The 24,522-nt window shown below is 70.7% G+C and carries 20 protein-coding genes and 1 pseudogene; 7 read left to right on the forward strand and 14 right to left on the reverse strand.

The window, feature by feature from the left end; genetic code table 11:
* Nucleotides 1-174: 174 nt before the first annotated feature.
* The 3 genes and pseudogenes from OIE53_RS28510 to OIE53_RS19115 all read left to right on the forward strand — a co-directional run.
* Nucleotides 175-789, forward strand: a pseudogene (locus OIE53_RS28510) (helix-turn-helix domain-containing protein); the annotation flags it as partial.
* A 292-nt stretch (nt 790-1,081) separates the two neighbouring features.
* Nucleotides 1,082-1,666: a ClpP family protease gene (locus OIE53_RS19110; RefSeq protein WP_327022896.1), complete on the forward strand. Its 585-nt coding sequence runs from the start codon at nt 1,082-1,084 to the stop codon at nt 1,664-1,666.
* Between the two features lie 196 nt (nt 1,667-1,862).
* Nucleotides 1,863-4,526: an HAD-IC family P-type ATPase gene (locus OIE53_RS19115; protein ID WP_327027285.1), complete on the forward strand. Its 2,664-nt coding sequence runs from the start codon at nt 1,863-1,865 to the stop codon at nt 4,524-4,526.
* A gap of 4 nt (nt 4,527-4,530) precedes the next feature.
* Here OIE53_RS19115 and OIE53_RS19120 read toward each other — a convergent pair whose 3' ends face one another.
* From OIE53_RS19120 to OIE53_RS19165, 10 genes are all read right to left on the reverse strand, one after another.
* Complete coding sequence (locus tag OIE53_RS19120) at nt 4,531-5,193, reverse strand: response regulator transcription factor (protein WP_327022897.1); 663 nt, start codon at nt 5,191-5,193, stop codon at nt 4,531-4,533.
* A gap of 34 nt (nt 5,194-5,227) precedes the next feature.
* A complete protein-coding gene (locus OIE53_RS19125; protein WP_327022898.1) occupies nt 5,228-7,210 on the reverse strand; it encodes a sensor histidine kinase in 1,983 nt (660 codons plus the stop codon).
* Between the two features lie 27 nt (nt 7,211-7,237).
* Nucleotides 7,238-7,729 (reverse strand): hypothetical protein, encoded by a 492-nt coding sequence (locus OIE53_RS19130; RefSeq protein WP_327022899.1) that lies wholly within the window; start codon nt 7,727-7,729, stop codon nt 7,238-7,240.
* A 185-nt stretch (nt 7,730-7,914) separates the two neighbouring features.
* Nucleotides 7,915-8,970, reverse strand: a complete 1,056-nt coding sequence (locus OIE53_RS19135) for an ETX/MTX2 family pore-forming toxin (protein ID WP_327022900.1) — start codon at nt 8,968-8,970, stop codon at nt 7,915-7,917.
* 178 nt (nt 8,971-9,148) lie between these two features.
* Nucleotides 9,149-9,754, reverse strand: coding sequence for a response regulator transcription factor (locus OIE53_RS19140; protein WP_327022901.1), 606 nt, complete (start codon nt 9,752-9,754; stop codon nt 9,149-9,151).
* A gap of 7 nt (nt 9,755-9,761) precedes the next feature.
* Complete coding sequence (locus OIE53_RS19145) at nt 9,762-11,873, reverse strand: sensor histidine kinase (RefSeq protein WP_327022902.1); 2,112 nt, start codon at nt 11,871-11,873, stop codon at nt 9,762-9,764.
* Nucleotides 11,874-12,203: 330 nt separating this feature from the next.
* Nucleotides 12,204-12,623, reverse strand: a complete 420-nt coding sequence (locus OIE53_RS19150; RefSeq protein ID WP_327022903.1) for a hypothetical protein — start codon at nt 12,621-12,623, stop codon at nt 12,204-12,206.
* A 33-nt stretch (nt 12,624-12,656) separates the two neighbouring features.
* Nucleotides 12,657-14,054 (reverse strand): SagB family peptide dehydrogenase, encoded by a 1,398-nt coding sequence (locus OIE53_RS19155; RefSeq protein WP_327022904.1) that lies wholly within the window; start codon nt 14,052-14,054, stop codon nt 12,657-12,659.
* Between the two features lie 29 nt (nt 14,055-14,083).
* Nucleotides 14,084-16,339 (reverse strand): TOMM precursor leader peptide-binding protein, encoded by a 2,256-nt coding sequence (locus OIE53_RS19160; protein ID WP_327022905.1) that lies wholly within the window; start codon nt 16,337-16,339, stop codon nt 14,084-14,086.
* 10 nt (nt 16,340-16,349) lie between these two features.
* Entirely contained in the window at nt 16,350-16,514 is a 165-nt protein-coding gene (locus OIE53_RS19165) for a hypothetical protein (protein ID WP_327022906.1), read from the reverse strand.
* 220 nt (nt 16,515-16,734) lie between these two features.
* Here OIE53_RS19165 and OIE53_RS19170 point away from each other — a divergent pair, with 220 nt between their 5' ends.
* Nucleotides 16,735-17,607 (forward strand): LysR substrate-binding domain-containing protein, encoded by an 873-nt coding sequence (locus OIE53_RS19170; protein WP_327022907.1) that lies wholly within the window; start codon nt 16,735-16,737, stop codon nt 17,605-17,607.
* A 168-nt stretch (nt 17,608-17,775) separates the two neighbouring features.
* Here the strand turns inward: OIE53_RS19170 and OIE53_RS19175 are convergent, their stop codons facing one another.
* The 4 genes from OIE53_RS19175 to OIE53_RS19190 are packed head-to-tail and all read right to left on the reverse strand — an operon-like array spanning nt 17,776 to nt 22,190.
* Entirely contained in the window at nt 17,776-19,650 is a 1,875-nt protein-coding gene (locus OIE53_RS19175; RefSeq protein ID WP_327022908.1) for a M20/M25/M40 family metallo-hydrolase, read from the reverse strand.
* A gap of 11 nt (nt 19,651-19,661) precedes the next feature.
* Complete coding sequence (locus OIE53_RS19180; RefSeq protein WP_327022909.1) at nt 19,662-20,429, reverse strand: SDR family NAD(P)-dependent oxidoreductase; 768 nt, start codon at nt 20,427-20,429, stop codon at nt 19,662-19,664.
* Nucleotides 20,430-20,434: 5 nt separating this feature from the next.
* Nucleotides 20,435-21,364, reverse strand: a complete 930-nt coding sequence (locus OIE53_RS19185) for a sulfotransferase (RefSeq protein ID WP_327022910.1) — start codon at nt 21,362-21,364, stop codon at nt 20,435-20,437.
* The gene (locus OIE53_RS19190) at nt 21,357-22,190 is read right to left on the reverse strand and encodes a family 3 encapsulin nanocompartment shell protein (RefSeq protein ID WP_327022911.1); all 834 of its coding nucleotides are present in this window, start codon (nt 22,188-22,190) and stop codon (nt 21,357-21,359) included. The genes OIE53_RS19185 and OIE53_RS19190 overlap by 8 nt, the downstream gene beginning before the upstream one ends.
* A gap of 237 nt (nt 22,191-22,427) precedes the next feature.
* On the opposite strand from OIE53_RS19190, the gene lysW reads away from it, so the two are divergent.
* From lysW to argC, 3 genes are read left to right on the forward strand one after another with little or no spacing between them, the layout of a single operon-like run.
* Complete coding sequence (lysW, locus tag OIE53_RS19195) at nt 22,428-22,610, forward strand: lysine biosynthesis protein LysW (protein WP_327022912.1); 183 nt, start codon at nt 22,428-22,430, stop codon at nt 22,608-22,610.
* Nucleotides 22,611-22,625: 15 nt separating this feature from the next.
* Nucleotides 22,626-23,486, forward strand: a complete 861-nt coding sequence (locus OIE53_RS19200; RefSeq protein ID WP_327022913.1) for a RimK family alpha-L-glutamate ligase — start codon at nt 22,626-22,628, stop codon at nt 23,484-23,486.
* The gene (gene argC, locus OIE53_RS19205) at nt 23,483-24,508 is read left to right on the forward strand and encodes an N-acetyl-gamma-glutamyl-phosphate reductase (RefSeq protein WP_327022914.1); all 1,026 of its coding nucleotides are present in this window, start codon (nt 23,483-23,485) and stop codon (nt 24,506-24,508) included. The genes OIE53_RS19200 and argC overlap by 4 nt, the downstream gene beginning before the upstream one ends.
* The last annotated feature ends 14 nt before the right edge of the window (nt 24,509-24,522 follow it).

The raw sequence follows: 24,522 nt of genomic DNA on the forward strand, positions 1-24,522 counted from the left end.
TCCGTCGCCTGCACGCCCACAACATAGCCCTTGGCCGGCGATCCGCACGCCGAGGTGCCCGAGCGGCTGCCCCGGCAGCCGACGGGGCTGATCCGGCAGGCGGCGGGACGACATCAGGGCCGCCAGCGGGGCATGATGAACGGGTAGCGCAGGACCGGCGAGAGTGAGGCCCGCATGTCGTTGCTGCGACGGGTGATCGGGGCGGTCCTGCGCCGGGAACGCCAACGCCAGGGCCTGACCCTCCGCGAGGTGGCCCGGGCCGCCGGGGTCTCCGTGCCCTACCTGTCCGAGGTGGAACGGGGGCGCAAGGAGGCCTCCTCCGAGGTGCTGGCGGCCGTCTGCCGCGCCCTGGGCCTCTACCTCTCCGACCTTCTGGAAGCGGTCCGGGACGACCTTCGTCGGGTCGAGCGCAGAGGGCCCTCCGCGGTCCCGGGCACGGTCGGGTTCGGCGGCCACCTGCCGGGCACCCGGGCCGGCTCGGTGTTGCCGTCCACCCGGCCCGTCTCCGGCGGCACCCCACGCCCGGTCGCCCGACTCGGCTCCGACCCCACCCTGCTGGAGGTGGGTCGGTTCGGCTCCGCCCTGCGGCAGGTGGGAAGGCTCGGGGTCGGCGGCACCCGCAGCGGGAGCAGCATGTTCCTCAGCGGGGGTCTGCGGATCATCGTGTTCGCCGACCGCCCGCAGGCCGCTGGCGACCAGCTCATCCGGGGTGCCCTGCCCCGCCCGGCAACGGTCACCAGGCCCAGGGGCGGCGCACTGGGCCGGGCCCGTCGGCGGCGCTCCGCCGCCCTGGCAACCCGGTTGATGCGTACGCCCGCCCGCCAGGACACCCGGCGACGGCCGGGTGGTGACCGGGTCGTGGGGGTATCGGCCCGGTTGTCCCGCCCGGCACGCGACCTCGCCCGCGCCTAGGGCCTGTGTCGAAGTCCTCGGCCGAGCTTCGACACAGGCCCCCGGTTCTGCCGAGGGCGAATCTGCCCCGGGCAGAAGCTCTGGGAACCCGACCCGCCGCCGGGCCAGGCTGAGAGGGCCGGTTTCCGGGCGGTCGCCTCGCCCACCGGCCGATGGAGGGGTGGACGAGATGATCACGATGCTGGACGACGGACAGCGGGCCTTCGGCGACCAGGTGTTCGAGCGACTGCTGCGGGAGCGGATCGTCTTTCTGGGCAGTGAGGTGACCGAGGAGTCCGCCAACCGGATCACCGCCCAGATCCTGTTGCTCGCCGCGGAGGACCGGGACCGGGACATCCACCTGTACATCAACTCGCCCGGCGGCTCGGTCAGCGCCGGCATGGCCATCTACGACACGATGAACTTCGTTCCCAACCAGGTGGCCACCCTGGCCCTGGGGCTGGCCGGGTCGATGGGGCAGTTCCTGCTCTGCGCGGGTGCGGCCGGCAAGCGGTACGCCCTGCCGCACACCCGGATCCTGATGCACCAGCCTTCTGGGGGAATGGGTGGCACCGCCTCCGACATCACCATCCAGGCGGAGAACCTGCTGCATGTGAAGCGGACCATGCTGGAGCTGATGGCCCGGCACAGTGGGCGGGACCTGGCCGAGATCCAGCGAGACTGGGACCGGGACCGCTGGTTCACCGCCGAACAGGCCCGCGACTACGGCCTCATCGACGAGGTTCTCACCACCAGCCGGCTCCCCACCCCCTGACCACCCGGTCTGGCCTTTTTACGGCGTTTGCCGCTCGCCCGCCCCGGGGTTGGTCGAGGATTTTCTCAACCACTCAGGCGACAGGGCCTCGATGACCCTGCTCCGGTGCAGGCGGCCTGAGTCTGATGTCGATGCGAGGTGACGGTTGGGTTCCGCAGAGCCGGCCGAGTCGACTCGCCAGAACGAGCACCACGCCATGTCCTCCCACGAGGTGGTGCTCCTGCTGGAGACGGACCCCCGGGAGGGGTTGAGCGGGGAGGAGGCCGCGCGCCGGCTGGAGCGGTACGGGCCCAACCTGCTGCCCGCCTCCACCGGCGGTGGCTTCCTCCGTAGGGTGCTGCGGCAGTTCGACAACCCGCTGATCTATGTGCTGCTGGCCGCTGCGGTGATCACCGCCGTCCTGGACGAGTGGGTCGACGCCAGCGTGATCCTCGGGGTCGTCCTGGTCAACGCGGTGGTCGGCTACCTACAGGAGTCCAAGGCGGAGGCCGCCCTGGACAGCCTGCGGTCGATGGTGCGCACCCAGGCCCGGGTGGTGCGGGCCGGGCGGGAGACCATGATCGCCTCGGAGGAGCTGGTTCCCGGGGACCTGATCGTCCTGGAGGCGGGCGACAAGGTGCCGGCGGACCTGCGGCTGGTCCGCCTGGCCGAGCTGCGGGTGGACGAGTCCGCGTTGACCGGTGAGTCGGATCCGGTGCCCAAGGACGAGGTGGAACTGCCGGAGGTCACCGCGGTCTCGGACCGCCGCAACATGGTCTACTCCGGCACCCTGGTCACGGCGGGCAGCGGGGTGGGCATCACGGTGGGCACCGGCGCCGAGACCGAGCTGGGCCAGATTCACCGGCTGGTGAGCACCGCCGACACCCTGGCAACCCCCCTGACCCGCAAGCTCGCCTGGTTCAGCAAGGTGCTGACGGTGGCCATCCTCGCTCTGGCGGCGGTGACCTTCGGGGTCGGGGTGCTGCGGGGTCAGGACGCGGCCGACACCTTCACGGCGGCCATCGCGCTGGCGGTGGGGGCGATCCCCGAAGGGCTACCGGCGGCCGTCACGGTCACCCTGGCCATCGGGGTGACCCGGATGGCGCGACGACGGGCGGTGGTCCGCCGCCTGCCGACCATCGAGACCCTGGGCAGCACCACGGTCATCTGTTCCGACAAGACGGGCACCCTGACCGAGAACCAGATGACCGTCCAGGTGGTCTGGACCCCGGACGGCGAGTTCACCGTCACCGGATCGGGCTACCGACCCGAGGGAGAGCTCCGGGACAGCTCGGGTGCCGCAGCCGACGAGACCACCAGCGAGGCCCTGCGCTGGTCCCTGCTGGCGGGGTCGGGTTGCAACGACGCCCGGATCGGCGAGAAGAACGGGGAATGGACCATCACCGGCGACCCCACCGAGGGGGCGATGCTGGTGGTCGCCGGGAAGGGGGGCATCGACCACGAGCGGCTGCACACCATCCTGCCGCGTACCGGAACCATCCCCTTCAGCTCCGAGCGGCAGTACATGGCCACCCGCCACGAGGATCCCGACTCCGGGCAGGAGGTCGTACTGGTCAAGGGCAGTGTGGAGCAGATCCTGTCGATGTGTCGTACGGAGTTGGGCGCGGACGGCAGGCCCCGGCCGCTGGACGCCGAGGCGGCCCTGCGCTCGGCGGAGGAACTGTCCGGTCAAGGGCTCCGGGTGCTGGCCACGGCCGTTCGTCGTGGTGAATCCGACGGCTTCGACGAACAGGGGCTGCCCGGCACCCTGAGCCTGGCCGGTCTGCAGGCCATGCTGGATCCCCCCAGGAGCGCCGCCGCCCCGGCGGTACGGGCCTGCCACACCGCCGGCATCGGGGTGAAGATGATCACGGGAGATCACGCGGCCACGGCCACCGCCATCGCCACCCGCCTGGCCATCCTCGGCGACGACCACCGGGGTCAGGTGCTCACCGGCCGGGAGCTGACGGCGCTGCCGCCCGAGCAGTTCGCCGACACGGTGGACCGGGCGGTGGTGTTCGCCCGGGTGTCACCGGAGCAGAAGCTGCGTCTGGTCGAGACCCTCCAGCAGCGCGGCCATGTGGTGGCGGTGACCGGCGACGGGGTCAACGACGCCCCGGCCCTGCGGCAGGCCGACATCGGGATCGCCATGGCGCGTACGGGAACCGAGGTGGCCAAGGACGCCGCCGACATGGTGTTGACGGACGACAACTTCGCCACCATCGAGGCCGCGGTCGAAGAGGGCCGGGGGGTGTTCGACAACCTGATCAAGTTCATCGTCTGGACCCTGCCGACCAACCTGGGCGAGGGACTGGTCATCTTCGTGGCCATCATCGCGGGCACCACCCTTCCCCTGCTGCCCACCCAGATCCTGTGGATCAACATGACCACGGCCGTCCTGCTGGGCCTGACCCTCGCCTTCGAGCCCAAGGAGGTCGGGGTCATGGGGCGCCCGCCCCGCGATCCCCGTCAGCCGCTGCTGACCGGGGCCCTCGTGGCCCGGATCGGCCTGGTGGCCGCCCTGTTGGTCGCCGGCTCCTGGTTGGTGTTCGTCTGGGAGCAGGACCGGGGCTCCAGCGTGGCCGAAGCACGGACCGCGGCCCTCAACGTCTTCGTCGTGGTGGAGATGCTCTATCTGTTCAGCTGCCGCTCGATGGTGCGTTCCGCCTGGCGCATCGGCCTGTTCTCCAACCGGTGGGTGCTGGCCGGGGTGGGGGTCCAGGCCGTCGCCCAACTGGCCATCACCTACCTGCCCGCGATGAACAGCATCTTCGACACCGCCCCGATCGGCGGCGATGTCTGGCTGCGCATCTTCGCGGTCGGGGTCGCCGCCGCCGCCGTGGTGGCGTTGGACAAGCGACTCCGACGACACCGGATGTGAGGGGTCAGGTGGCCCGCTTGTCGGCACCGATGCCGGCGTCCCGGGCCAGCAACGCCGCCTGCACCCGGTCGCCGACCCCCAGCTTCCCGAGGATCGCCGAGACCTGATTACGGATGGTCTTGGTGCTCAACCCGAACCGGCGGGCGATCTGGGCGTTGCCCTCACCGGCGGCCAGGTGAGCCAGGATGTCCCGCTCACGCGGGGTGAGCCGGTCGAAGGGCGGCGGCAGGCTGTCCCCCACCGGCTGGGCCCGCCCCAGGGCGGCGACGGTGATCCCCGGACCCAGCACCAGACCCCCGCCGGCCACCGTCCGCAGCGCGTCGACCACCAGGTCGGGGTCGGTGTCCTTGAGCAGGTAGCCCCGGGCGCCGATGCGCAGGGCCCGGGCGACCAACTCGTCCTCGTCCGCCATTGTCAGCATGATCACCGCGATCTCCGGCCGGTGCCGCAGGATCTGGCTGGTCGCCTGGATCCCGTCCCCATCCGGCAGCGCCAGGTCCATCGCCACGACGGTGACCTGGCCGTGCGCGACCGCGGCGATCGCCTCGGCGCAGGAGGCCGCCTCCTGCACCTCCGCCACCCACGACTCGCCCTCCAGCATGGTGCGCAGGCCACGGCGTACCACCGGGTGGTCGTCCACGATCAGCACCCGGGCCTGGTCCGACATGCTCGCCCCCTCACCGTCCGCCGCCCTCCGGCGGCTACCCATCCTCGACCCAGGGCAGCCGTACCCGCACCAGGGTTCCACCCTTGGCACCGGGGGTGATCTCGCAACTGCCGCCGAGTTCGGTGGCCCGGTGCCGGATCGAGTCCAGCCCCACCCCACCGGGTCGCGGGCCGCTCACTCCGACCCCGTCGTCGGCGACCTCCACCAGCAGCCCCTCGCCACGGCGGACCCGCACCTCGCACCGGCCGGCCTGCGCATGGCGTACCACATTGGACAGCGCCTCGGCCACTATCCGGTACGCCGCCACCTCCACCGCGGCAGGCAGGCTGCGCAGGTCGCCCTCGACCTGCAAGTCCGTCGTCAACTGGGGGCCGTCGAAGCGGCGGCACTCCATCCGCAGCGCCGACTCCAGGCCCTGGTCCAGGGCGGCGGGCCGCAACTGGTCCACCAGTCGGCGTACCTCCGCGGTGCAGGTGCGCAGGTCGTCCGCCAGGCTGTCCAGGATCTGGCCCAGCCGTGGGGTACCGGTGGAGAGTTTGCTCGCCGCGCGTACCTGCATCGACATGCCGGCGAAGGTCGGCCCCAACCCGTCGTGCAGGTCCCGGCGGAGCCGCCGGCGCTCCTCCTCCCGGGCCAGCACCAGCCCTTCCCGGGCCTGCCGAAGCTGACGGATCAGCCGGGCGGTCGCCACCGCCACGGTGGCCTGCCGGGCAACGTCGGTGAGGATTCGCCGTTCCATCGGGGTGAACCGGTCACCGGTGCGGCGATGGGCCACCACCAACTGGCCGACCCGGTCGCCGTGGATCAGCATGTCGAAGCGTTCCACCGAGGTGGTCGGGGTGCCGTGCGCCACCTGCGGCCAGCGGGTCGCGCCGCCGCCCGGCGGGTCGCCCCCCTCCGGGTCGTCCACCTCGACCGCCACGTACGGCACCCGCAGCGACTTGGCGATGGTGTCGGCCAGCAGCGCCGGCACCGCGTGCGGTTGCCCGGTCCGCTCCAGCAGACTGCCCAGCCGGGTCAGCATGGCGTACGGGTCGTCCCGGTCCCCGTAGAGCAACCGGTTGACCCCCCGCTGCACCCGGTTGCGCAACGGCTCGAAGGTGATCGCGATCAGGCCGGTGGCCACCAGCGAGGAGTTCGAGGTGTCCGTGCCGACGACCAGATCCCGCAGCAGGGCGACGATGGCCACGAACCCGGCGATCACCAGCAGGCTCATCACCAGCCAGACCAGGGTCCGGTTGATCACCCGCTCCAACTGGTAGAGCCGGTAGCGCAGCACGGCCAGGGTCATCGCCCCCGGGATGGCCACCACCATCAGCGCCCAGGCCCCGGCCAGGTTCAGGGTGTCCAGCACCCCGCCGAGCAGGAACAGGGCCCCGGCCGCGAGCAGGCAGGCCAGTTGCTGGCGGGCCTCACCGGTCGCCCGGCGCCACCGTCGGACCAGCGACACCAGCACGGCCACCACCAGCAGCACCTGCACGGCGATGGCCAGCAGGGCGATGCGTACCAACAGTTGGGCCCGCCCGGTGGCGGCCAGCTCGGCGGAGAGCAGCAGCCCGCGTGGGTCGTCGAGGGCGGCGACGGCGAAGGCGCCGGTCGACAGGACGGCGCAGCCGATGAGGCCCGCGGCGACGATGCGCCACCGCGGGCCGGGCAGCTTCCCGTCCGGGAAGACCAGCAGGGCCAGCATGACCAGGGTGTACGGCGGCCACCACAGCCACTGGCCCAGCCAGGCCAGCGGCAGCCACGAGGACCAGCTCAGCGCCAGCACCGCTACCGTGGCGACCAGGCCGGCGGCGAGCATCAGCCGGCCCACCGGGTGACCCGGCACCCCGGCCAACACCAGGGCGCCGAGGGCGGTGAAGGCGGCGGCGAAGACCGCGGTCAGCGTGCTCGGGCCGACCAGCAGGGAGTCCCGCTGGTAGAGCTGGCCGGCCAGGACGAGCAGCGCCACCACCACCGCCGCACCGGCCAGCAGGCCGCGGCGGCGGGATGTGAACTCCGCACCCGGTGTCACGGTGGGCCTCCTGGTGGCTGATGCCGGTCAGTGCGCCCAACCGGCGGCGTGCATGGCGTTGTGCAGGAAGTTGCCGGAGGTTCCCTTGCCCGGCTGGTGCCAGGGCATCTTGTCGAGGGCATCGGTCAGGGTGCCGTTCAGCGTGGGCAGGGCTTTGATCATCACTTCGGCACCCATGATGCTGGCGTCGTCTCCCGCCTCCGACTCGGCCTTGAGGAACCGTTCGAGGTGATCGAGTACCGCCTGAAGGCGGCGCAGCACCGCCTCCGGATCTGCGGGTTCACTGCTCGGCTGGAGTTCGGTCAGGCGCCACTCCTGGTCGAAGCTGGGGACCAGTCGCCGGCCGGTGAAGTCGAAGAACTCCACCGCACCGCGCAGGGGGTCCCCATCGGACTGCTCTTCGAGCAGTCGCCGCAGGTCGGGGTAGGTGTGTGCGAAGGTGTCGTCGTTGGCGATCAGCAGGATGCGCTCATCCATCTCACCGGAGACCAGGCCCATCTCACTCTCCTTTGTGTACATCGAGCCGTTGGGTAAGGCATAAGTCAATACGGTGGGTCGGGACGCCCCCCGGTCGCCCCGACCCCTTCCGGCGGCCAGCCCCCGATATCACTGGGCCGCGGGATTGTCGTACTCATTGCCACGCCCGTGCCGATCCCCCCGCCGGGGCGGTCCCCACCGCCCCGGCAGTCGGCTCCGGCGCCTACCTAGCTGATCTTCAGCAGGGTGGCCTTCGGCTGCGCGGCCGGTGCGGCTGCGGGGGTACCGTCCAGGTTGTACTGCTTGAGGTTGACCTGGACGTTCTCGCTGTTACCGCCGGCGAACATGCCGCCTACGGTGCCGGCGGCCCGAGCGCCGCTGCGGTAGATGAAATCACCGCTGAGGGAGTACGGCACCCGGATGTTCGCGTGGGTGACCGTCACCGTCGCCTCCACGATCGATCGCGCCGGCACCAGCACCGGCTGCCGCCAGGAGACCGAACGGGTACGCGAGGTGGATCCGTTCTGGGTGAAGCTGAAGGACCCCTCGGCCGAGACCGTCACCTTGCCCTCGGCGAAGATCGGAAAGCCGGCCTTGAGAGAGGTCGACACCGAGACCCTGACTCCGGCGGTGTCCGACCACCCCTCGGTCTCCGTCACCGACTTCGTCCCGCTGATCTCGGTCGACTGTTGCAGGGTCGTGTCGTTGCGGTTGGTCACCTTGTCCAACTGCTGGAGTGAGGTTCCGACCAACTGCGCGCGGGAGAGGTCGTAGTCGATGTCATACGCCATGAACTCGACGATGTCGTCCATCTGCCGGCAGACCTGCTTGTTCGCTCCCCCGCCGACGCTGATCGCCGTCACACAGACGTTGTGTCCTGCGGCCGAGGCCGGCAGCACCACCTGGAAGCCGTGTGCCGCACCGAACCTCGGGTAGACGGCGGCCACGTCCGGCCGGTGCTGGTTGGCGACCATGGACCGGGCCAGGGTGCCGTCGATGTGGATGTTCACCGTCAACGGCGTGGTCGGCGCGTCGTCGTCCGCCGTCCAGCCCCAGATGTTCACCCCGTCCCGGGTGACCGTCTGCTGTGCCCCGTCGAAGGCGAGCACCGGAACATGACTCGGCGGCGGCGGCGGATCCTCCGGGAGTCCGGGACCGCACGCCGGCGGTGGCACCGGCACGTCGCAGTACGGTGCCGCCGCTGCCGGCTGCGCCGTCACCAGGGCGGCCGCCCATCCGGTCACGACGGCGGTCAGGACCGCCACGCTCCTTGCTACTCGCATGGATCCTCGATTCGTCGTCGCCTCACAAGAGGCGTCTCTCCGCCCTCCGATTCGGCGGGGCGGCCGTTACGCCTCGAAGTCTGTTTGCGTGGCCGACCCGGTCACCAGGGACGGGCGTCCCTGGTGACCGGGAGGTTGTCCCGACTGAAGACGCGAGCCCGAAGTCCCGGTCAGGGGGTCAGATCCAGCCCGCCTCGGTGGCGATGCGGATGGCGTCGACCCGGTTGCGGGCGTTCAGCTTGGTCACGATCCTGGTCAGGTAGTTGCGCACCGTGCCGACCGAGACGTGCATGGCGGCGGCGATCTCCGGTGGTTCCGCGCCTCCGGCGGCCAGCCGCAGGGCCTGGATCTCCCTACCGGACAGGGGGATGTCACCGACGTCCCAGGCGGCCAGGGCCAACCGGGGATCGATGACCCGATGCCCGGCCGCCACCTCCCGCACCGCCTCGGCCAGTCGATCGGAGGGGGAGTTCTTCAGCAGGAAGCCGCCCACCGACATGGACAACGCCCGGCGCAGGGTCCCCGGCCGACCGAGCCCGGTGAGGATCAGGGTGCGGCAGGACGGCAATTTCTCGTGCAGTTCCTCGGCCGCCGACAGGCCGTCCAGCATCGGCAGGTCGACATCGATGATGGCGACATCGGGTCGGTGGGACAGGGCCGCCGGGACAATTTTGTCGCCACTGTCCACTTCGGCGACCACCGACATGTCCGGTTCCAGGTTCAGCAGCAAGGCCAGCGCGCCGCGGACCATCTGCACGTCCTCGGCCAGGAGAATCCTCAACACCGGCGAATCATCCTCTCGACGCGGCCGGGAAGATCGGTAATTCCGCCACGAGTCGAAAGGTGTCGCCCGTCGCCGCAGCGGTGAGATCGCCGCCGGCCGCGCGGAGGCGCTCCGTGAGATTCTCCAGACTCGTTCCCGTCTTCGCACGCGGGGACGCGCCGTCGTTGGTGACCAGCAGCCGCAGCCGGCCGCCCTCGCTGCGTACGGAGATCAGGCAGGTGTGGGCCTCACTGTGCCGGACGATGTTCGTCACCGCCTCCCGCAACACCACGGCCAGCAGGGCATCGATCTCCCGGGCCAGTTCACCCTCAGCTATGTCGATCTCCACTTCGACCCCGGCGGTGTCCAGCACGGTCGCCGCGGATTCGAGTTCGGCCCGCAGGGACATGTGGCGGTATCCGGTGGCCACCGTCCGGATGTTCGAGGCCGCGATCCGGGCGATGCCGAGCATCTCGGCCACCTCCGCGCGGGCCTGCTCAGGGGCGTCCGGGAGCAGCCGGATGGCGGTACGGCCCCGGAAGAGGATCGCCGAGAACAACTCGCCCAGGCGGGTACGCAACTGCTCGGCGACCTCTAGGCGCTCCTGGGTCACCGCCTCCCCGGCCAGCTTGACCCGGGCCTGATCGATCTGCTGCACCAGGCCGGAGAGCGAGCTGACCCCGTACACCACCAGACCGGTCAGCAGGGTCGAGATGGTCAGGTAGGCGACCTGCTCCACAGTCGCGCCGTACGCCACGGAGGTCAGCAGCACAGCGACCCCCACCAGACCGTACGAGACCCACCGCCACACCCCGCCGAAGACCAGCAGCAGGGAACCGGCGAGGAAGCCCCCCATCGATCCCCAGGGCATCTCGATCCACAGCAGCGGCAGGGCGCTCAGCACAGCCTGCGCCACCAGCACGGCGGCCTGCGACCAGCGGGGCCATCGATAGGGGTATCGCAGGGCCTGAAGCACTTGAAGGCCGACCACGGCGGCCAGGCAGAGGCCCAGACCCAGCAGGTGGAGAACGTTGGGATCGCCCGGAAGTACGTTGATCACCATGAGCAGCCCGTAGCCGGCGAGCACCAGCACGGTGAACGCGCGGGCCACGCGACGGTGCCAGGGCACGGCAGCCGGTTCCCCCAGGCTCCGGTCGGCGGATGACGCGCCCGGCGGCAGGGGCCCCACCGGCAGGGGGATGGTCGCCTCCAACCGGAACCATCCCTCATCCGTACTGGCCACCAGCCGACCGCCGACCACCGCCAGGCGGTCGATCAGGTTGTCCAGCCCGAACCCCCCGTCGGACCGGGAATCGGCCTCCACCCCGTCGTTGCGTACGGACAACCGTGCCTCGTGGTCACGGACCGACACCTCGATGACGCACTCCTCCGCCTTGCTGTGTCGCAGCACGTTGGTGGCGGCCTCACGCAGCACCACGCCCAGCACCGATTCCACCGGCTCGGGCAGCACGGACAGGCCGGGCTCGACCGTCACCCGCATCCCGGCGCAGGTCAGGGCGGTCCGGGCGGCCTCCGCCTCGATCGCCATCGACATCCGCTGGTCGCCGCCGGCGACCACCCGGATGTCCGACAGGGCACGGTCGGCGATCTGTAGCACCTCACCCAGCTCCTGGCGGGCCCGCTCCAGCGTCATCGGCAGCAGGCGGTAGGCCAGCTCACTCTTGAGCATCATCGCGGAGACGTTGAAACCGAGCAGGTCGTGCAGGTCCCGGGCGACCCGCAGACGCTCCCGGGCGACCACCATCGCCACCATCTGGCCGATGGTCGCGTGGACCAGCCCGACCAGTACGACGAGGGAACTGACGGCGTAGATCATCAGACCGGTCAGGGCGGTGAAGTAGACCCCGTACCCGATGTCGATCGCACTCAGGCCCTCGACCCACTGGCCCAGCAGCACGGCCAGGACCACCGCCCCGAACAGCCACCAGCGCCAGCCCCCGGAGACCGCCAACAGCAGGGAGCCGGCGAGGAACCCGGCCAGGGCCCCGGCCAGGGGCCCCACCCACAGGAACGGCAGCAGGGTCACGGCCGCCTGGGCGACGAGGGTGAGCACCCGGGTACGCACCGACCAGGTCAGCGGCGCCAGAGTGGAGTGTGCGATCTGGAGAACCAGGGCCACGCCGCTGCAGGCGACAAAGGCGAAGAAAGCCGCCCCATGCGGACTGTTGTTAAAGGCCGCGAGGAGGACATTGAGGATATAGCCCAACACCACCGCGAGGATGACGCCGCGTGCCATTCGGGTAGCTGAGCGTTCTTCCGAGTGAAAAGCTCGAGGATCGGCGTCTGGGTCCAGCGAACCGTCGCCTTCCGCTCGAGACATCGGACCCTCCACATCGGCCCCTCATGCCAACTATGGCTGTCCCGATAGGACACCGCCATTCGCCACGCGTGTCAATCAGTCGACCGGAGCAATACGTCGGTCGATGCGGGCCCGAGGGAGGTCCCGGCCTCACTGTCCCGGAAGGGTGCCGTAACTGTTGTGGTAGGTCTTGCCTCGCTTGGGATGGGTGAACTTCAGACCCGACCAGGTGGGGTCGACGCTCAGGCAGGTGCTCTCCACCAGACCATGGTTGTAGCCGATTTCGATGACTTTGGGCAGGGTCAGGTCGGATCCCAGCTTTCGGCCCTTCGGCCAGGACAGCCAGAGCATTCCCCCGGCCCTCAGGTGCGCTTTCAGCCGGGGAAACTGATCATTCATCTCGGCCTGGGTGATGACGAACAGGTGCATGTAGTCGAACTCGCCGTCCAGCCTCTCTCCGACGACCAGGTCCGGCAGGTCGATCGTCTCGTGGACCGCCTCCGGAGCGTTCATGAAAAAGGTTCGCGAACCGGGCTTGACACCCATCTTCTGCGCTACCGTCCTGGGCACGGGTCCTCCTGACATCGGGTTCATCATGTGTGATCAACGTGAGTGGGTGGGTGTCACGACGGGACGCCCGATGGCGAAACTGCCGACTCCGGGCTCGACCCGCCAGTCGAGACCGAGGATGCGGGAGGTCGCCTCGATCTCGGCCGCGTCGATCCGCAGGCCGGACAGGCCCAGAGCGGTGCAGGCCAGAGACATCAACTGGGTCAACGCACCGAAGTTGCGCAGCACCAACGAATAGCCCAGGCCGCTGTACTTCCAGGACACCCGCTCGAACCGGGCGGTCACGGACAGCAGCACCCCGGGCAGGCTGCTGAGGTTGGCCGCCACCCGGCTGGTCTCCAACATCTCGTCGGCCTCGGCCCCGGAGACGGCCAGGGGTTCCAACCGGTGACCGGCGGGGTCGTAGTGGTAGACCCCCCGCGGCACCCCGTCGCAATGGTGCACGGTGGCGTAGATCTCCAGCTCATAGCTGCGGCCGGGCGACGAGTACGGTCGGTCGCTGGCCGCTGCGGCGGAATGCGGGTCGCCCACCGTCGTCGACCGCACCCTGGCGGTGCGGTAGAGCAGGGTCCCCAACTCCCGATCACTGACCGGGTCCACGGCCAGGTACCCGCTGCCGTGCGGGGCCTCGATCGTCTCCACCAGCCCTGGGCCGTCGTCGCCGGTCGGCCGGTACAACTCGATCGCCGGGCCCGGGGCGGGCGGCTTCACCACCGGCGGGAACCGGCCGGTCTCCCCCAACGGGTAGGTGGCCCCGAAGTCATGGTCGTGCCGGCCGAGGGTGGCCCGGGTGTGGAAGAACAGCTCCGCGGGATCCCAACCGAGCAGGGCCGGGTCGGTGTCACCCCCGGTGGTGGTGCCGTCCAGCGGCTGACCGCTGTTGTCCACCAGCATGCCGGCCATCACCAGGGGGGAGATCAGCGCGCGTACCACCGGATCGTCGAAGTCCGGGACGGCCGGCCGGATCAGGGTGGCCAGGGCGGCCACCGCCTCAGGGCCGTGCAGGATCACCCGGTGCAGGCACAGCGGCGACTCGATGACCAGGGTTCCGCCCTCGGCGCGGATCACCGCGAACCGGGACAGCCGCACCGGCGCCTGGGGCACCGCCGCCGGCTCGGCCAGCCGGGCCGCCGGGGTCAGCGGCTCCACCGAGATCAGGGGCTGCTGGGGATCCAGCCCGTAGGAGTGCACCACCAGGTGCGGATGGTCGTCGATGATGGACCGCAGGGCGGTCCAGTCCGACTCCTCGGTGATCACGTTCGACAGCGCCGTCGGGCCCAGGCTCATCCGCTTCAGGGCCTGCACGATCGCGGGCCCCACCGGGGTGAGAACGGACTCTCCGGAGCGGCTGTGCAGCACCACGGCGGCGTTCGCGGGCTGATCCTCCACGAAAACGTCGTCACGGAACGACCACAGTGGCAGCGGCAGCATGGGAGGTCATCCAATCGTCAGACTCCCGGTCACAGGAACATGGGAATCGGATTGAGTTCCGGGTACGGTGTCGGCGCGGCGACCCGTCCCAGCCGGACCGGTACGTCGAAGAGCCGCCCGGGGGCGAAACGGGCCCAGAAGTGACGCAGCCCGGGAACGATGACCTTGACCACCGGCAGACCCACATCGGGGCGGGTCTGGTCCAGGACGAGCACCTCCAGACCCTCGGCGGCGGCGCGGGCGACCAGCCCCTCCACATCGTCCCGCAGATCGGTGGACTCGGCGTACCGATAGTCCTCGCGCCGCAGCGTGAGCCCCGGAGCGGGCCGCAGGTAGGGCTGGTTCGCCACGGTCGCCGAGCGCCACCAGCGCACCACGTGCGGATCCTCCGCGCCGTAGGCCCCGGCCGCGTCAACCTCCACCACGGCCGGCAGCAGCTGCCCCAACTCGGTCAGGGCCCGTCGGGCGGCGACGGTCGGATCCGGGTGTGCCCCGAAGCCGAGCATCAGGTCCTCGGCCGGCTTGTCCGTACGACGGGAGACCGCCGCCATCACCGGCACCCCCAGGTCGGCGGTGAGGTCCAGCAGCCAGAGTTCCCGATTGACCCGGGCGTACCGGGCCGGCAGGGCGTTCATCCACTGGTCGGCGAAGGAGGCCAGGTCCACCTCCGGCTGCCGGGTGCGGTTGTACCACCACAGGGCCACCGCGTCCCGCTCGACCAGTTCCAGCAGACCCTGCATGATCGCGTCCTCCCGGCTGGCCCCGGCGGCGTTGCCGTTCGAGGTGGCGCGCAGGGACCGGTGGCCCTGGGGGGAGAAATAGAGCAGGTCGGTCGGCAACATCCGGGCACGGTCCCGGGTCAGCGACCAGACCGGGGTCCAGTCGAGCACATCGGTCTCGTCGAAGATCTCCGGGACGTACTGGAACGCGCCGTTGGCCGCGTTCCACCGCTCCCGGTCACGGAACTGGCGGGGGTCGAACAGCTGCACCTGGTCCGGATGCACCGCCCGGTCGCCCAGGTCCCGCAGGCTGGCGCGGACCACCGGCTCGTCACCGCAGCGGGAGCCGCACCAGCGCTCGACCGCCTCGCACAGGGCGCCGACCCGGGCCTCGATGTCGGTGCTGCCCTTGCCGCCGCTCTGCTGTCGGAGACCGGCTCTGGCGGCGGTCAGGCTGCCGTGGCCGGTCACCGCCCGATTGGCCCCGGACAGATAACTGTGCAGGAAATCCGGGCAGCGCGGGTCGCGGCGGATCGGGTCGGTGATGCCGGTGATCGGATCGGCCAGATGCCGGTACCTCTCCCACACCTGGTCGGCGGTGAGCGCCCGGTGCCCGTTGCCGACGAGTGACGCCTTGGGCCGCGCGACCAGTTGAACCGGCTGGGAGACCTGGGCGGTCATGAACTCCGGGTCGCCGCAGGCCACACACTGGGGGCGGCGGGCGACCGGATGCCGCCGGCTCTGAAGGGTCACCGTGTCGAAGGTGCTGACCGTGTTCCAGCTGTCGGTCCCGGCACCGGCCGAGAACTTGATCGCTTCGAGAACCGCGAGTTGCAGCCCGATCAGACGGGTGACCGCGAGGGATGCCTCGGGCGCGGTGACCCCCTGGGCCCGGCCGCGCGCCAGGGTCTCACCGGTGCGCCGCATCCGCAGGCGACCGGCCAGGCAGCCCCAGCAGGGGCCCTGACCGTGAAACACCGGGCCCACCCACAGGTCCGCGCCGGTGGTCTTGGCCAGCAGCCAGGGAAGCCCGGCCGCCAGCATCGCGGCGTTGATCGACTCAAGCCGGGGGTCCAGGTAGTCGTCGCAGAGCACCATGGTCAGGGCCGGGCCCAGGTCCGGGCCCTCCGGTACGGACAGGCCGGCGGCGCGCAGGGCGACCGCGGCCTCCTCCGCACCGGTGGCGCTCAGCGACAGCACCCGGACGGACCCGGCGGCCAGCCGTTCGGCCGCCTGGTCGGCATCGCCGGTGGTCAGGTCCCAGTAGGCGCCGGCTGCCGGGTCGGTGTCCGGCGCGCTCGACCGGCGCAGGCCGATCAGGTCCGCCTTGGCCAGTGACACCAGTGTCGCGCCCAGCTCCTGCGAGGTCAGCCTCCCGGCCGTCCGCTGCTGGAGTTCGGCCATGCTCAACGAACCGTCGAGCAGGGGCCCCAGGGCGACGGCACGCTCGCCGGAGAGAGCGATCGTGCCGCGGGCCGACACCAGGTATACGGCGGCCTCCTCGGGAACGGTCACCGCCGTCAGATGCCGGCGGAAACCGATCCGAGTCGAGGGGTGGGCGGACACGGCGAGATCCTCAGCCGCAGTAGGTGTACGCCGGGGTGCTGTCCGAGCACCGGTCCAGGTCGTGGATGAAGGTCTCGGTGTCGGTGATCTCGGCGACCGTGGTTCCGGTGCCGGAGGCGATCACGTCATAGAGCGCACTGTCGGTCGAGGTCTGCGGGGTCTCCCAGGTGGCCATCTCCGGACTCCTCTGCTGTGATCCACTGCGTACGACTTATGGGATCAATTATCGACAGCGGCCCACCCGGTCGATAGTTTTCTCCTCACCGGCTGGGTGTGAGAATTTCACACCCAGCTCATGAACTGAGGTGTATGAATACGGCCGGACGCAAACCTACGATTGTGGGAATTGATGCCGCACCTCGCATCACAGTCGACAAGTATGTTTGCGAGGAATCATGCACCACGACCTGCAAATCAACAGGCTCCGTGCGCTGGTGACCGTGGTGGATCTCGGAGGCTTCCGGCGGGCAGCTGAGGCGCTGCACGTCACCCAGCCCGCCATCAGCCAACAGATCCGTCAGCTGAGCTCGCTCATCAAGGAGCCGGTATTCCTCTCCACCGGCCGCGATCTGCGGCTCAGCACCTCCGGAGAGGAACTGCTCGGGTACGCCCGCCGGCTGGTCGCGGTCAACGACGAGGTGGTCGAGCGGTTCATGCCGCCGACCGGCGACACCCGACTCTCCATCGGGGTCGACGACCAACTGGCCGAGGCCCTGCCGGAGATCCTCGCCTCGCTGTCGTACCGGATGCCGCACACCAGAATCAGCGTACGAACCGGTCTCAGTGAGACCCTGGAAGGGCAGGTCGTCAGCGGGCAGCTGGACCTGGCCCTGTTGCTGCAACCCTGCCCCCCGCGCGCCCCGGTGACCCACGAACTCGGCCATCTGAAGATGGACTGGTTCGGCAGGCCGGTGTACGGCGAGGGCGCCGCGCTGCCGGTCACCCTGTTCACCGAGCCGAGCACCCTGCGCAGCCGGGTGGTCGACCTGTTCAACGCCGCGGCGGTGCCCTGGCGGGTGGGGTACGAGGGCTCCGAGCTGGTCGGCCTGCGTGCCGCCACCAAAGCCGGCCTCGGCATCACCTGCCTGATCGACAACGGTGACCGGTTGTGGGGGCTGCCGCGTACCGGCCCCGACGACCTGCCCGCGCCGCCCGGACCGATTCCGGTCACCATGGCGGTCTCCGCCAACGCCGGAACCCCTCCCTTCGTCCGTACCGCCCGGCGGGTCCTCCAGAACGCCCTGGCCGGATATCCCTTCGCCGAGTAGCACCGCGACCAGGCCCGACCGGATTCGGTCGGGCCTGCGGCGTGCCCGGCCGTTTGTTCCAGTGGGCTGCGGCCCAGTGGACCGCCGGCACAGACCGGCCGCCGCAGACCCTGAGACCCGGGGTCACCTACGCCATCGCGCGGTGACCCCGGGCCGGGTACCCAGGGTTCAGCGGACCGCCTGCGGGGTCCGGGCGGTCAGCCAGTTCCGTACCGCGATCTTCAGAACCTGCCGCGCGGTACGCAACTGCGCGGCCGGAAGATGCTCGTGGGGGGTGTGATCCAGGGTGGCGTCGCCCGGTCCGTAGGCGACCATCGGAATGCCCTGCCAGGTGGTGGCGAGGGTGTTCATGTCGCTACTGCCCTTCTTGGCCAGGAATCGCGGCACCAGATCCTGCTCCCGGAAGGCTCGGGAGAACGCCTTCACCAGCGGGGTGCTGCGTGGGGTGAGGACCCCGGGGGTGGCCCGCAGGATCTGCGGTTGGGCATCCGGCGCGGTCTCCCGGATCAGGGCGACCAGATCCTGCACCGAGGCCGTGGGCGGCACCCGGATGTCTAACAGGGCCTCACCCTGCTGTCGGTCCCCGGCGTTGCCCGCCCGCACCCCCAGCACGGCCAGCATGGCCTCCGGGGCCACCTCGGCGAGCCGATCCCGGATCGCCGCCAGGTGCTCGTGGAGTCGGTCGGCCGCGGTGCTGACCCCCCGCCCGGCGGTGTGGCCGACCGGGTGGCTGACGGTGAGCCGGGCCTTGAGCAACCCGTAGTAGCCGACCGTCAGCGCAGCCGCCCCGCTCGGCTCGCCGACGATGACGGCATCGGCCGGGTAATGGTCGCGCACATGGAAGGCCCCCTTCGCGGTGATCTCCTCCTCGACGGCACCCACCACCCGGATCTCACAGTCCGGCGGCACCGCCGTCTCGGCCAGGACCTCCAGGAAGGCCGTCAGGCAGCCCTTGGCGTCGACACTGCCCCGGCCGTACAGGGTCTCGCCCTCCCAGCGGGCCGGCCAGCGGTACGGCACGGTGTCCAGGTGGGCGAGCATCAGCAACCGGTGCCGACCCCCCTCCCCCCGGGTGACCACCAGGTTGCCCAGGTCGTCGATGCGGGCGTACAGCCCTCGGGTGGTGCACCAGTCGACCAGGTACTCGGCCAGTTCCCGCTCGTCGCCGGAGACCGAGGAGATCTCCGTGGCGCGGGCCAGCAGCTCCAGGTCGGGGGCCGGGGCCGGGGCGCGCCAGAACCGGGTGCCGGTGGCCGGACTCAGGGTGTGCGGGCCGGTGATGGCCACGTCAGCCGGGCCGGCCAGGGCGATCTCCGCGGCCCGGACCTTCTGCCGCATCCGGCCCTTGGCGTACCTGCCGGTCTCGCCGGCGACCGCGTCGGTGATCCGGTCCGTCGGGTCCGCCGGGTCCCGGAGCAGGCCCGGGGTGCCGGTCACCAGCCGCAGATGGTCGGCGGCCAGGGCGTTGGCCAGCTCGGCGGCGAGCACATCGGCGTCCACATTCAGCGGTGCGTGGCCCGGATCGGCCACCGGGGCGCAGACACAGACCATGTCGAAGGCGTCCAGCAGGGCTTGCAGCCGGTCGGTGGCCACCTCGGCGACCCGGCCGGCCCGATGGTCGCGGACCACCCGGGTACGCCCCTCGGCGGTGACCTTGACCGGCGGGTTGGGCCGCCCGGTCACCAGCGCCCCGTCGGCGGCCACCGCGGTGAAGGCGGTCAGCCCACGGGCGGCGGCGGCCTCGGCGATCCGGCGCAGGGTCACCGAGCGGTACGCCTGCACGATGTACGGCAGTTCCTCCGGCGGGCAGTACCGCACCTCGTCCCCGTTGGCCAGGGTCAGGGTGCGGATCGGTCGACCGATCTCGGCGTAGTGCTGACGGATGCCCTCGGCCCCGCCCACCACCACGAGCAGTCGGGCCCCCCGGGCCCGCAGGTCGGCCAACTCGTCGAAGACCCGTTCGTGGGCCAGGGTCGCGCTACCGAGTTTGATCACGTAGAGGGGGTCCTGGCGGCTGTTGGCGGCGAATCCCAGTGCTGACATGCCCTTCTCCTTCAGAGTCCACGGGTGTTGCCGCCGTCAGCCACCACGACGGAGCCGGTGATGTACGCGGCCTGTTCGCCGGCCAGGAAGCTGACCAGCGCGCCGAAGTCCGCGACATCGCCGACCCGACCGAGCGGGATCCGCTCGGCGACCTTGGCGATCTCGACCTCGACATCGACGCCGAACTGTTGATCGAGGATGGGGGTGCGGTGGAAGCCGGGTGCGATCACGTTGACGGTCACCCCGGCCGACCCCAGCGCCTCCACCAGGCCCTTCATGTAGCCGAGCAGCCCCAGGCGGGCGACCGAGGACAGGCCGCTCTCCGGGTGCGGTTGCCGCACCGACTCCGAGGTGATCATCAGCAGTCGCCCCCAGCCGTTGCGCCGCACGTGTGGCAGGGCGGCCAGGGTGACGCTGATGTGCGGAAGCAGATTGCCCTCCACGGCCTCCCGGAAGTCCGGGACCCGGAAGCTGTCCACCGGCCCGAACTGCACCCCGCCGGTGTTCGTCACCACGATGTCCAGCCGTCCGTACGCCTCGGCGGTGCGTTCGACCCAACCGGCGGCGGCGGTCTCGTCGGTGAGGTCCACCGGCATGCTGAACACCTGGCCGGGGCCGCAGGCGGCCACCTCCGCGTGTGCTCGGGCCAGTCTGGCCGGGTCCCGGCCGCAGATGGAGACGTGTGCCCCTTCTCCGGCCAGGGCCCGGGCCACGGCCAGGCCCAGCCCGCTGCTGGCTGCCGCCACCATCGCCACCCGTCCCTGGAGTCCCAGATCCATGAGCGTCATCCCTCGGTTCGAGGCACCAGTGGGTAGCCGTAGCGGGCGAGCAGCGGCAGGGCGGGCGCGGTGGCCACCGCTATCTGGGCCGGGGTCATCCCGGTCCGCCAGCGGTCGTCCCCCCGGATCACGGTGGCGCCGCTGACCAGCCGGTCCGGGTTACCGGTGACGGTGTGGTTGGGGTGCAGCACCACCCGACCGGCCGCATCCACCGGGGAGGGACCCGCCAATCCGGCGAAGCGCATCACCTCGTCGATGGTCTCCTGGGGCCGGGCGCAGAGGTCCTCGTGCCGCACCCGCAGATACCGCTCCCCGGCCTGCCGTCCGACCAGTTCGGAGGCCAGGTTGAAGGCGGTCCAGAACCCGCTGCTGCGGGCCGGGCTCATCGGGTCGATGTACTCCTTGGCCTTCAGGAAGGAGAAGGCGGTGGGGCGGGGGTCGCGCACGATGTGCAGCACCCGGACATCGAGATCGGAGCGGCCCAGCAGGGTGGCCGCCTCGGCGGGGTACTTCGACCCGTCGATGATCAGCCGTTCACCGCCCCGGTCGGCCAGCAGCCGGTAGATGTCCGCGGTCTGCCCGACCACCTCGTCGACCTCGGGGTTGCGGACCCCCCGGCGTACCTCCCGCAGGCGGGCCGGGGTGTGCCGGGTCCGCAGCAGGGACCCCTGAAGCCGGAGGGTGCGGCGGGCGGAGTCGACCCGGACGGCGGTGTGGTGGCCGCCGCCCAGGGCGCTGGCCCACAGGTCGCAGTCGGTCAGGGTGCGCCCGCAGCCGCAGCTGGAGTTGGTGCCGTCGGTCAGCACCCCGTTACGCCACAGGTAGTGCAGTTCGCCGACGTGCAGCACCCCGGGCAGCTCGCCGAGCACATTGCCGAGCATGGTGCTGCCGCTGCGCAGCCAACCGGTCAGGTAGAGCACCCGTGGCTCAGCCATCGCCCAGCTCCATGATCATCAGGTGCTGCGGCAGGCGGACCGCCAGGCCGACCCGGGTGGTGGCCACGATCAGGTCGCCCCCCTCCGGTCCCGCGCCGGGGCGTACCGCCAGGGAGCTGACCCCGGGCAGCAGCAGGGTGGTCGCGGCGCTGAAGTCGCCGAGCAGCAGGCGGGTGGGGGGAATCATCCGGGTCCGGGAGACCGTGATCCCGGCGGCGTTGAGCCGACCCAGGGCGCCGTGGCGGACCAGCTGCCAGTAGACGTCCGGGTGCGCCACGATGCCGTCGCAGGAGCCGCCGGTGTTCTCCACATCCGCGGCGGCTGCGGTCACCGCGGTCACCAGGTCGGGCTCGGCGGTACGGCGGCGGGTTCCGGGCTGCCGGAGCAGCCCCTGGATCACCCCGTCCTCCGTGCCGTTGAGCAGGGCGTCGTTCTCCCGGGCGGAGAGCCGGACCAGCACCCGCAGGTCCACGAAGGTGGCCAGCAGTTCGGGCTCGTCGAGCAGGCCGGCCGGCAGCGGCACGGCGACACTGAGGTCGGTCAGCCCGGCCCGGGTCAACCGGGGCGCGAAGGCCGCCTCCGGGGTGGTCGCGTAGGTGGACCCGGACTCCAGCCGACCGGCCGGCGGCTCGTACACGAACGGGGTCGGCTCGTCCGGCACGTTCGCGGTCTTCATCAGGTGCCGGACGGTGTACCGGGGGCGGGACGCGAACAGGGGGAACGCCGCCGGCAGGTGCAGGCTGTACCGCACCGTGATCTCGTCCCCGGGGGTGTCGCGGACCGCGGCCGCGAACACCTCTCCCGGGCTCCGGTCGGACTGACCCAAGCTGTCCAGGGTCGGGGCAAACGCAGTTCCGCGCATTTTCCCTCCATGTGTACTGGGCGTTTTGGCGAGCCTAATCACGTATGCAGATGCATCGGACCCGAACACGAGAAGCGTTCCTTATTGGCGAGGCCGATAAGCGTTCAGCGGATCGGTGAAACAGTGTCCTTATTGGAGGTCGATGTGAGTGGCGCTTAGATTGTTAACAGGAAATCAATCACATCGATCAAGGGAGGCGAGATGCAAAACGTCATAAGCGGCGCCGAGTGCCCCGAGTGCATGGCGGAGATCTACGTGGGCGACGACGCCCTGGTGAGCGAGATCATCGAGTGCACGGACTGCCGTTCCGACCTGGAGATCACCTCTGTCCGGCCACCGGTCCTGAGCACCGCACCGGAGGTCGAAGAGGACTGGGGCGAGTAGAGCGGAGACGCGGTCATGGACACCTCTCCCCCCGATCTCGTCGTACTCGCCTCGCGGGTGCGGTACGAGGAAAAAAGGATCATGGCCGCGCTGGATCGGCGCGGCAGCCGGTTCACCCACCTGGATTCCCGGTCGTTGTCCGTGACCGCGGCCACCGACCGGTACGCCGGCCGGGTAGTGCTCAACCGCGAGGTCGGGCACTACCGGGCCTGGTACGCGGCCGAAGCCCTGGAGGCGGCCGGTGCCCGGGTGGTGAACACGGCTGCTGCCACCCACCTGAGCGGTGACAAGTGGCTGACCTCGGCGGCACTGCTGCGGCACGGGTTGCCGACCCCCCGGACGGCCCTGGCGATGACCCCGGAGGCGGGTCTGAAGGCGTTGGCCGAGGTCGGCTACCCCGCTGTGATCAAACCCCTGGTCGGTTCCTGGGGCCGGTTGGTCACCCGGGTCACCGACGAGGCGATGGCCGGTGCCGTGCTGGAGCATGTGGCGGCCCTGCCGTCGCCGCAGTCCCACATCGTCTACGTACAGGAACTGGTGCCCAAGGCGGACCGGGACATCCGGGTCGCCGTGGTCGGCGGACGCGCTCTGGGCGCCACCTGGCGCCGAGGCGAGGACTGGCGCACCAACGTGGCCCGGGGGGCGGTCAGCGAACCCTGCCACCTCGGGCCGGAGCTGGTGCGGCTGGCGGTCGCGGCAGCCGCCGCGGTGGGCGCCGACATCGCCGGGGTGGACCTCATCGAGGACGGCGACGGCCGCCTGACGGTGCTCGAGGTCAACGACCGGGTCGAGTTTCGCGGGTTCGAATCCGCGCACGGCGACATCGATGTCGCCGGGGCCATCGCGGACCTGCTCATCACGAAGGCGGAGGCATGAAAAGGGTAGCGGTGATCGGAGCGGCCGGTTACATCGGCGGGGAACTGTTGCGCCTGCTGAGCGCCCATCCCGGGATCGAACTGGCGGCGGCCACCTCCCGGCGGCTCGGCGGCCGACTGGTCGACGGGGTGCATCCCAACCTGCGCGGGCGCACCAAGCTCTCGTTCGTCGGCGAGGACCAACTCGACCGGTACGACGTGTTGTTCCTGGCCACCCCGCACCGGGAGACCATGCAGCGGATGCCGGAGTTCCTGGACCGGGCCGAGGTGGTGATCGACCTGTCCGGTGACTTCCGGCTGGGCTGCACCGACACCTACGCCGACTACTACGGGGTGGCGCACACCGCCCCCGACCTGCTGGACACCTTCGTACCCGGCATCCCGGAGTACCACCGGGGACGGCTGCGTACCGCAGACCGGATCAGCGTGCCGGGCTGCATGGCCAACGCCGGCATCCTGGCCCTGGCCCCACTGGCCCGGGCCGGGTTGATCGAGGGAGAGGTGGCGATCGACGCCCGCACCGGGTCGAGCGGGGCCGGCAACACCGCCGGACCGGCGAACCTGCACGCCGAACGCAGCGGCGCCCTGCGGGTCTTCGCGCCCACCCGGCACCGCCACGAGGCGGAGATCTCCCAGGTCACCGGCCTGCCGGTCCGGATGACGGCCACCGGGGTGGAGGCCGTCCGGGGGGTACAGCTGCTGGCTCGGGTGAAGGTGACCAAGGAGGTGGACGAGCGGAAGATCCGCGCGGCCTACCGCACGGTCTACCGGGACGAACCCTTCGTCCGGGTGGTGGCGCATCGACGCGGCCTGCACCGGTTTCCGGACGCCAAGATCCTCTCCGGGTCGAACTTCTGCGACGTGGGCTTCGCGATCGACCCCGGCGCACCCCAGGTGACCGTGATCAGCGCCCTGGACAACCTGGTCAAGGGCGGTGCCGGCAACGCCGTGCAGTGCATGAACATCCGCCTGGGACTGCCGGAGCGGCAGGGCCTGGAGTTCACCGGCCTGCACCCCAACTGAGCAGCCCCACCCAC

Origin of the sequence: Micromonospora sp. NBC_01739 (assembly GCF_035920385.1) — a bacterium.
Classification (GTDB): Bacteria; Actinomycetota; Actinomycetes; order Mycobacteriales; family Micromonosporaceae; genus Micromonospora.

Coding starts and splice junctions, on each gene's coding strand:
- OIE53_RS19110 (WP_327022896.1), top strand. CDS start 1,082: ATGATCACGATGCTGGACGACGGACAGCGGGCCTTCGGCGACCAGGTG.
- OIE53_RS19115 (WP_327027285.1), top strand. CDS start 1,863: ATGTCCTCCCACGAGGTGGTGCTCCTGCTGGAGACGGACCCCCGGGAG.
- OIE53_RS19120 (WP_327022897.1), bottom strand. CDS start 5,193: ATGTCGGACCAGGCCCGGGTGCTGATCGTGGACGACCACCCGGTGGTA.
- OIE53_RS19130 (WP_327022899.1), bottom strand. CDS start 7,729: ATGTACACAAAGGAGAGTGAGATGGGCCTGGTCTCCGGTGAGATGGAT.
- OIE53_RS19135 (WP_327022900.1), bottom strand. CDS start 8,970: ATGCGAGTAGCAAGGAGCGTGGCGGTCCTGACCGCCGTCGTGACCGGA.
- OIE53_RS19155 (WP_327022904.1), bottom strand. CDS start 14,054: ATGCTGCCGCTGCCACTGTGGTCGTTCCGTGACGACGTTTTCGTGGAG.
- OIE53_RS19165 (WP_327022906.1), bottom strand. CDS start 16,514: ATGGCCACCTGGGAGACCCCGCAGACCTCGACCGACAGTGCGCTCTAT.
- OIE53_RS19170 (WP_327022907.1), top strand. CDS start 16,735: ATGCACCACGACCTGCAAATCAACAGGCTCCGTGCGCTGGTGACCGTG.
- OIE53_RS19175 (WP_327022908.1), bottom strand. CDS start 19,650: ATGTCAGCACTGGGATTCGCCGCCAACAGCCGCCAGGACCCCCTCTAC.
- OIE53_RS19180 (WP_327022909.1), bottom strand. CDS start 20,429: ATGGATCTGGGACTCCAGGGACGGGTGGCGATGGTGGCGGCAGCCAGC.
- OIE53_RS19185 (WP_327022910.1), bottom strand. CDS start 21,364: ATGGCTGAGCCACGGGTGCTCTACCTGACCGGTTGGCTGCGCAGCGGC.
- lysW (WP_327022912.1), top strand. CDS start 22,428: ATGCAAAACGTCATAAGCGGCGCCGAGTGCCCCGAGTGCATGGCGGAG.
- OIE53_RS19200 (WP_327022913.1), top strand. CDS start 22,626: ATGGACACCTCTCCCCCCGATCTCGTCGTACTCGCCTCGCGGGTGCGG.
- argC (WP_327022914.1), top strand. CDS start 23,483: ATGAAAAGGGTAGCGGTGATCGGAGCGGCCGGTTACATCGGCGGGGAA.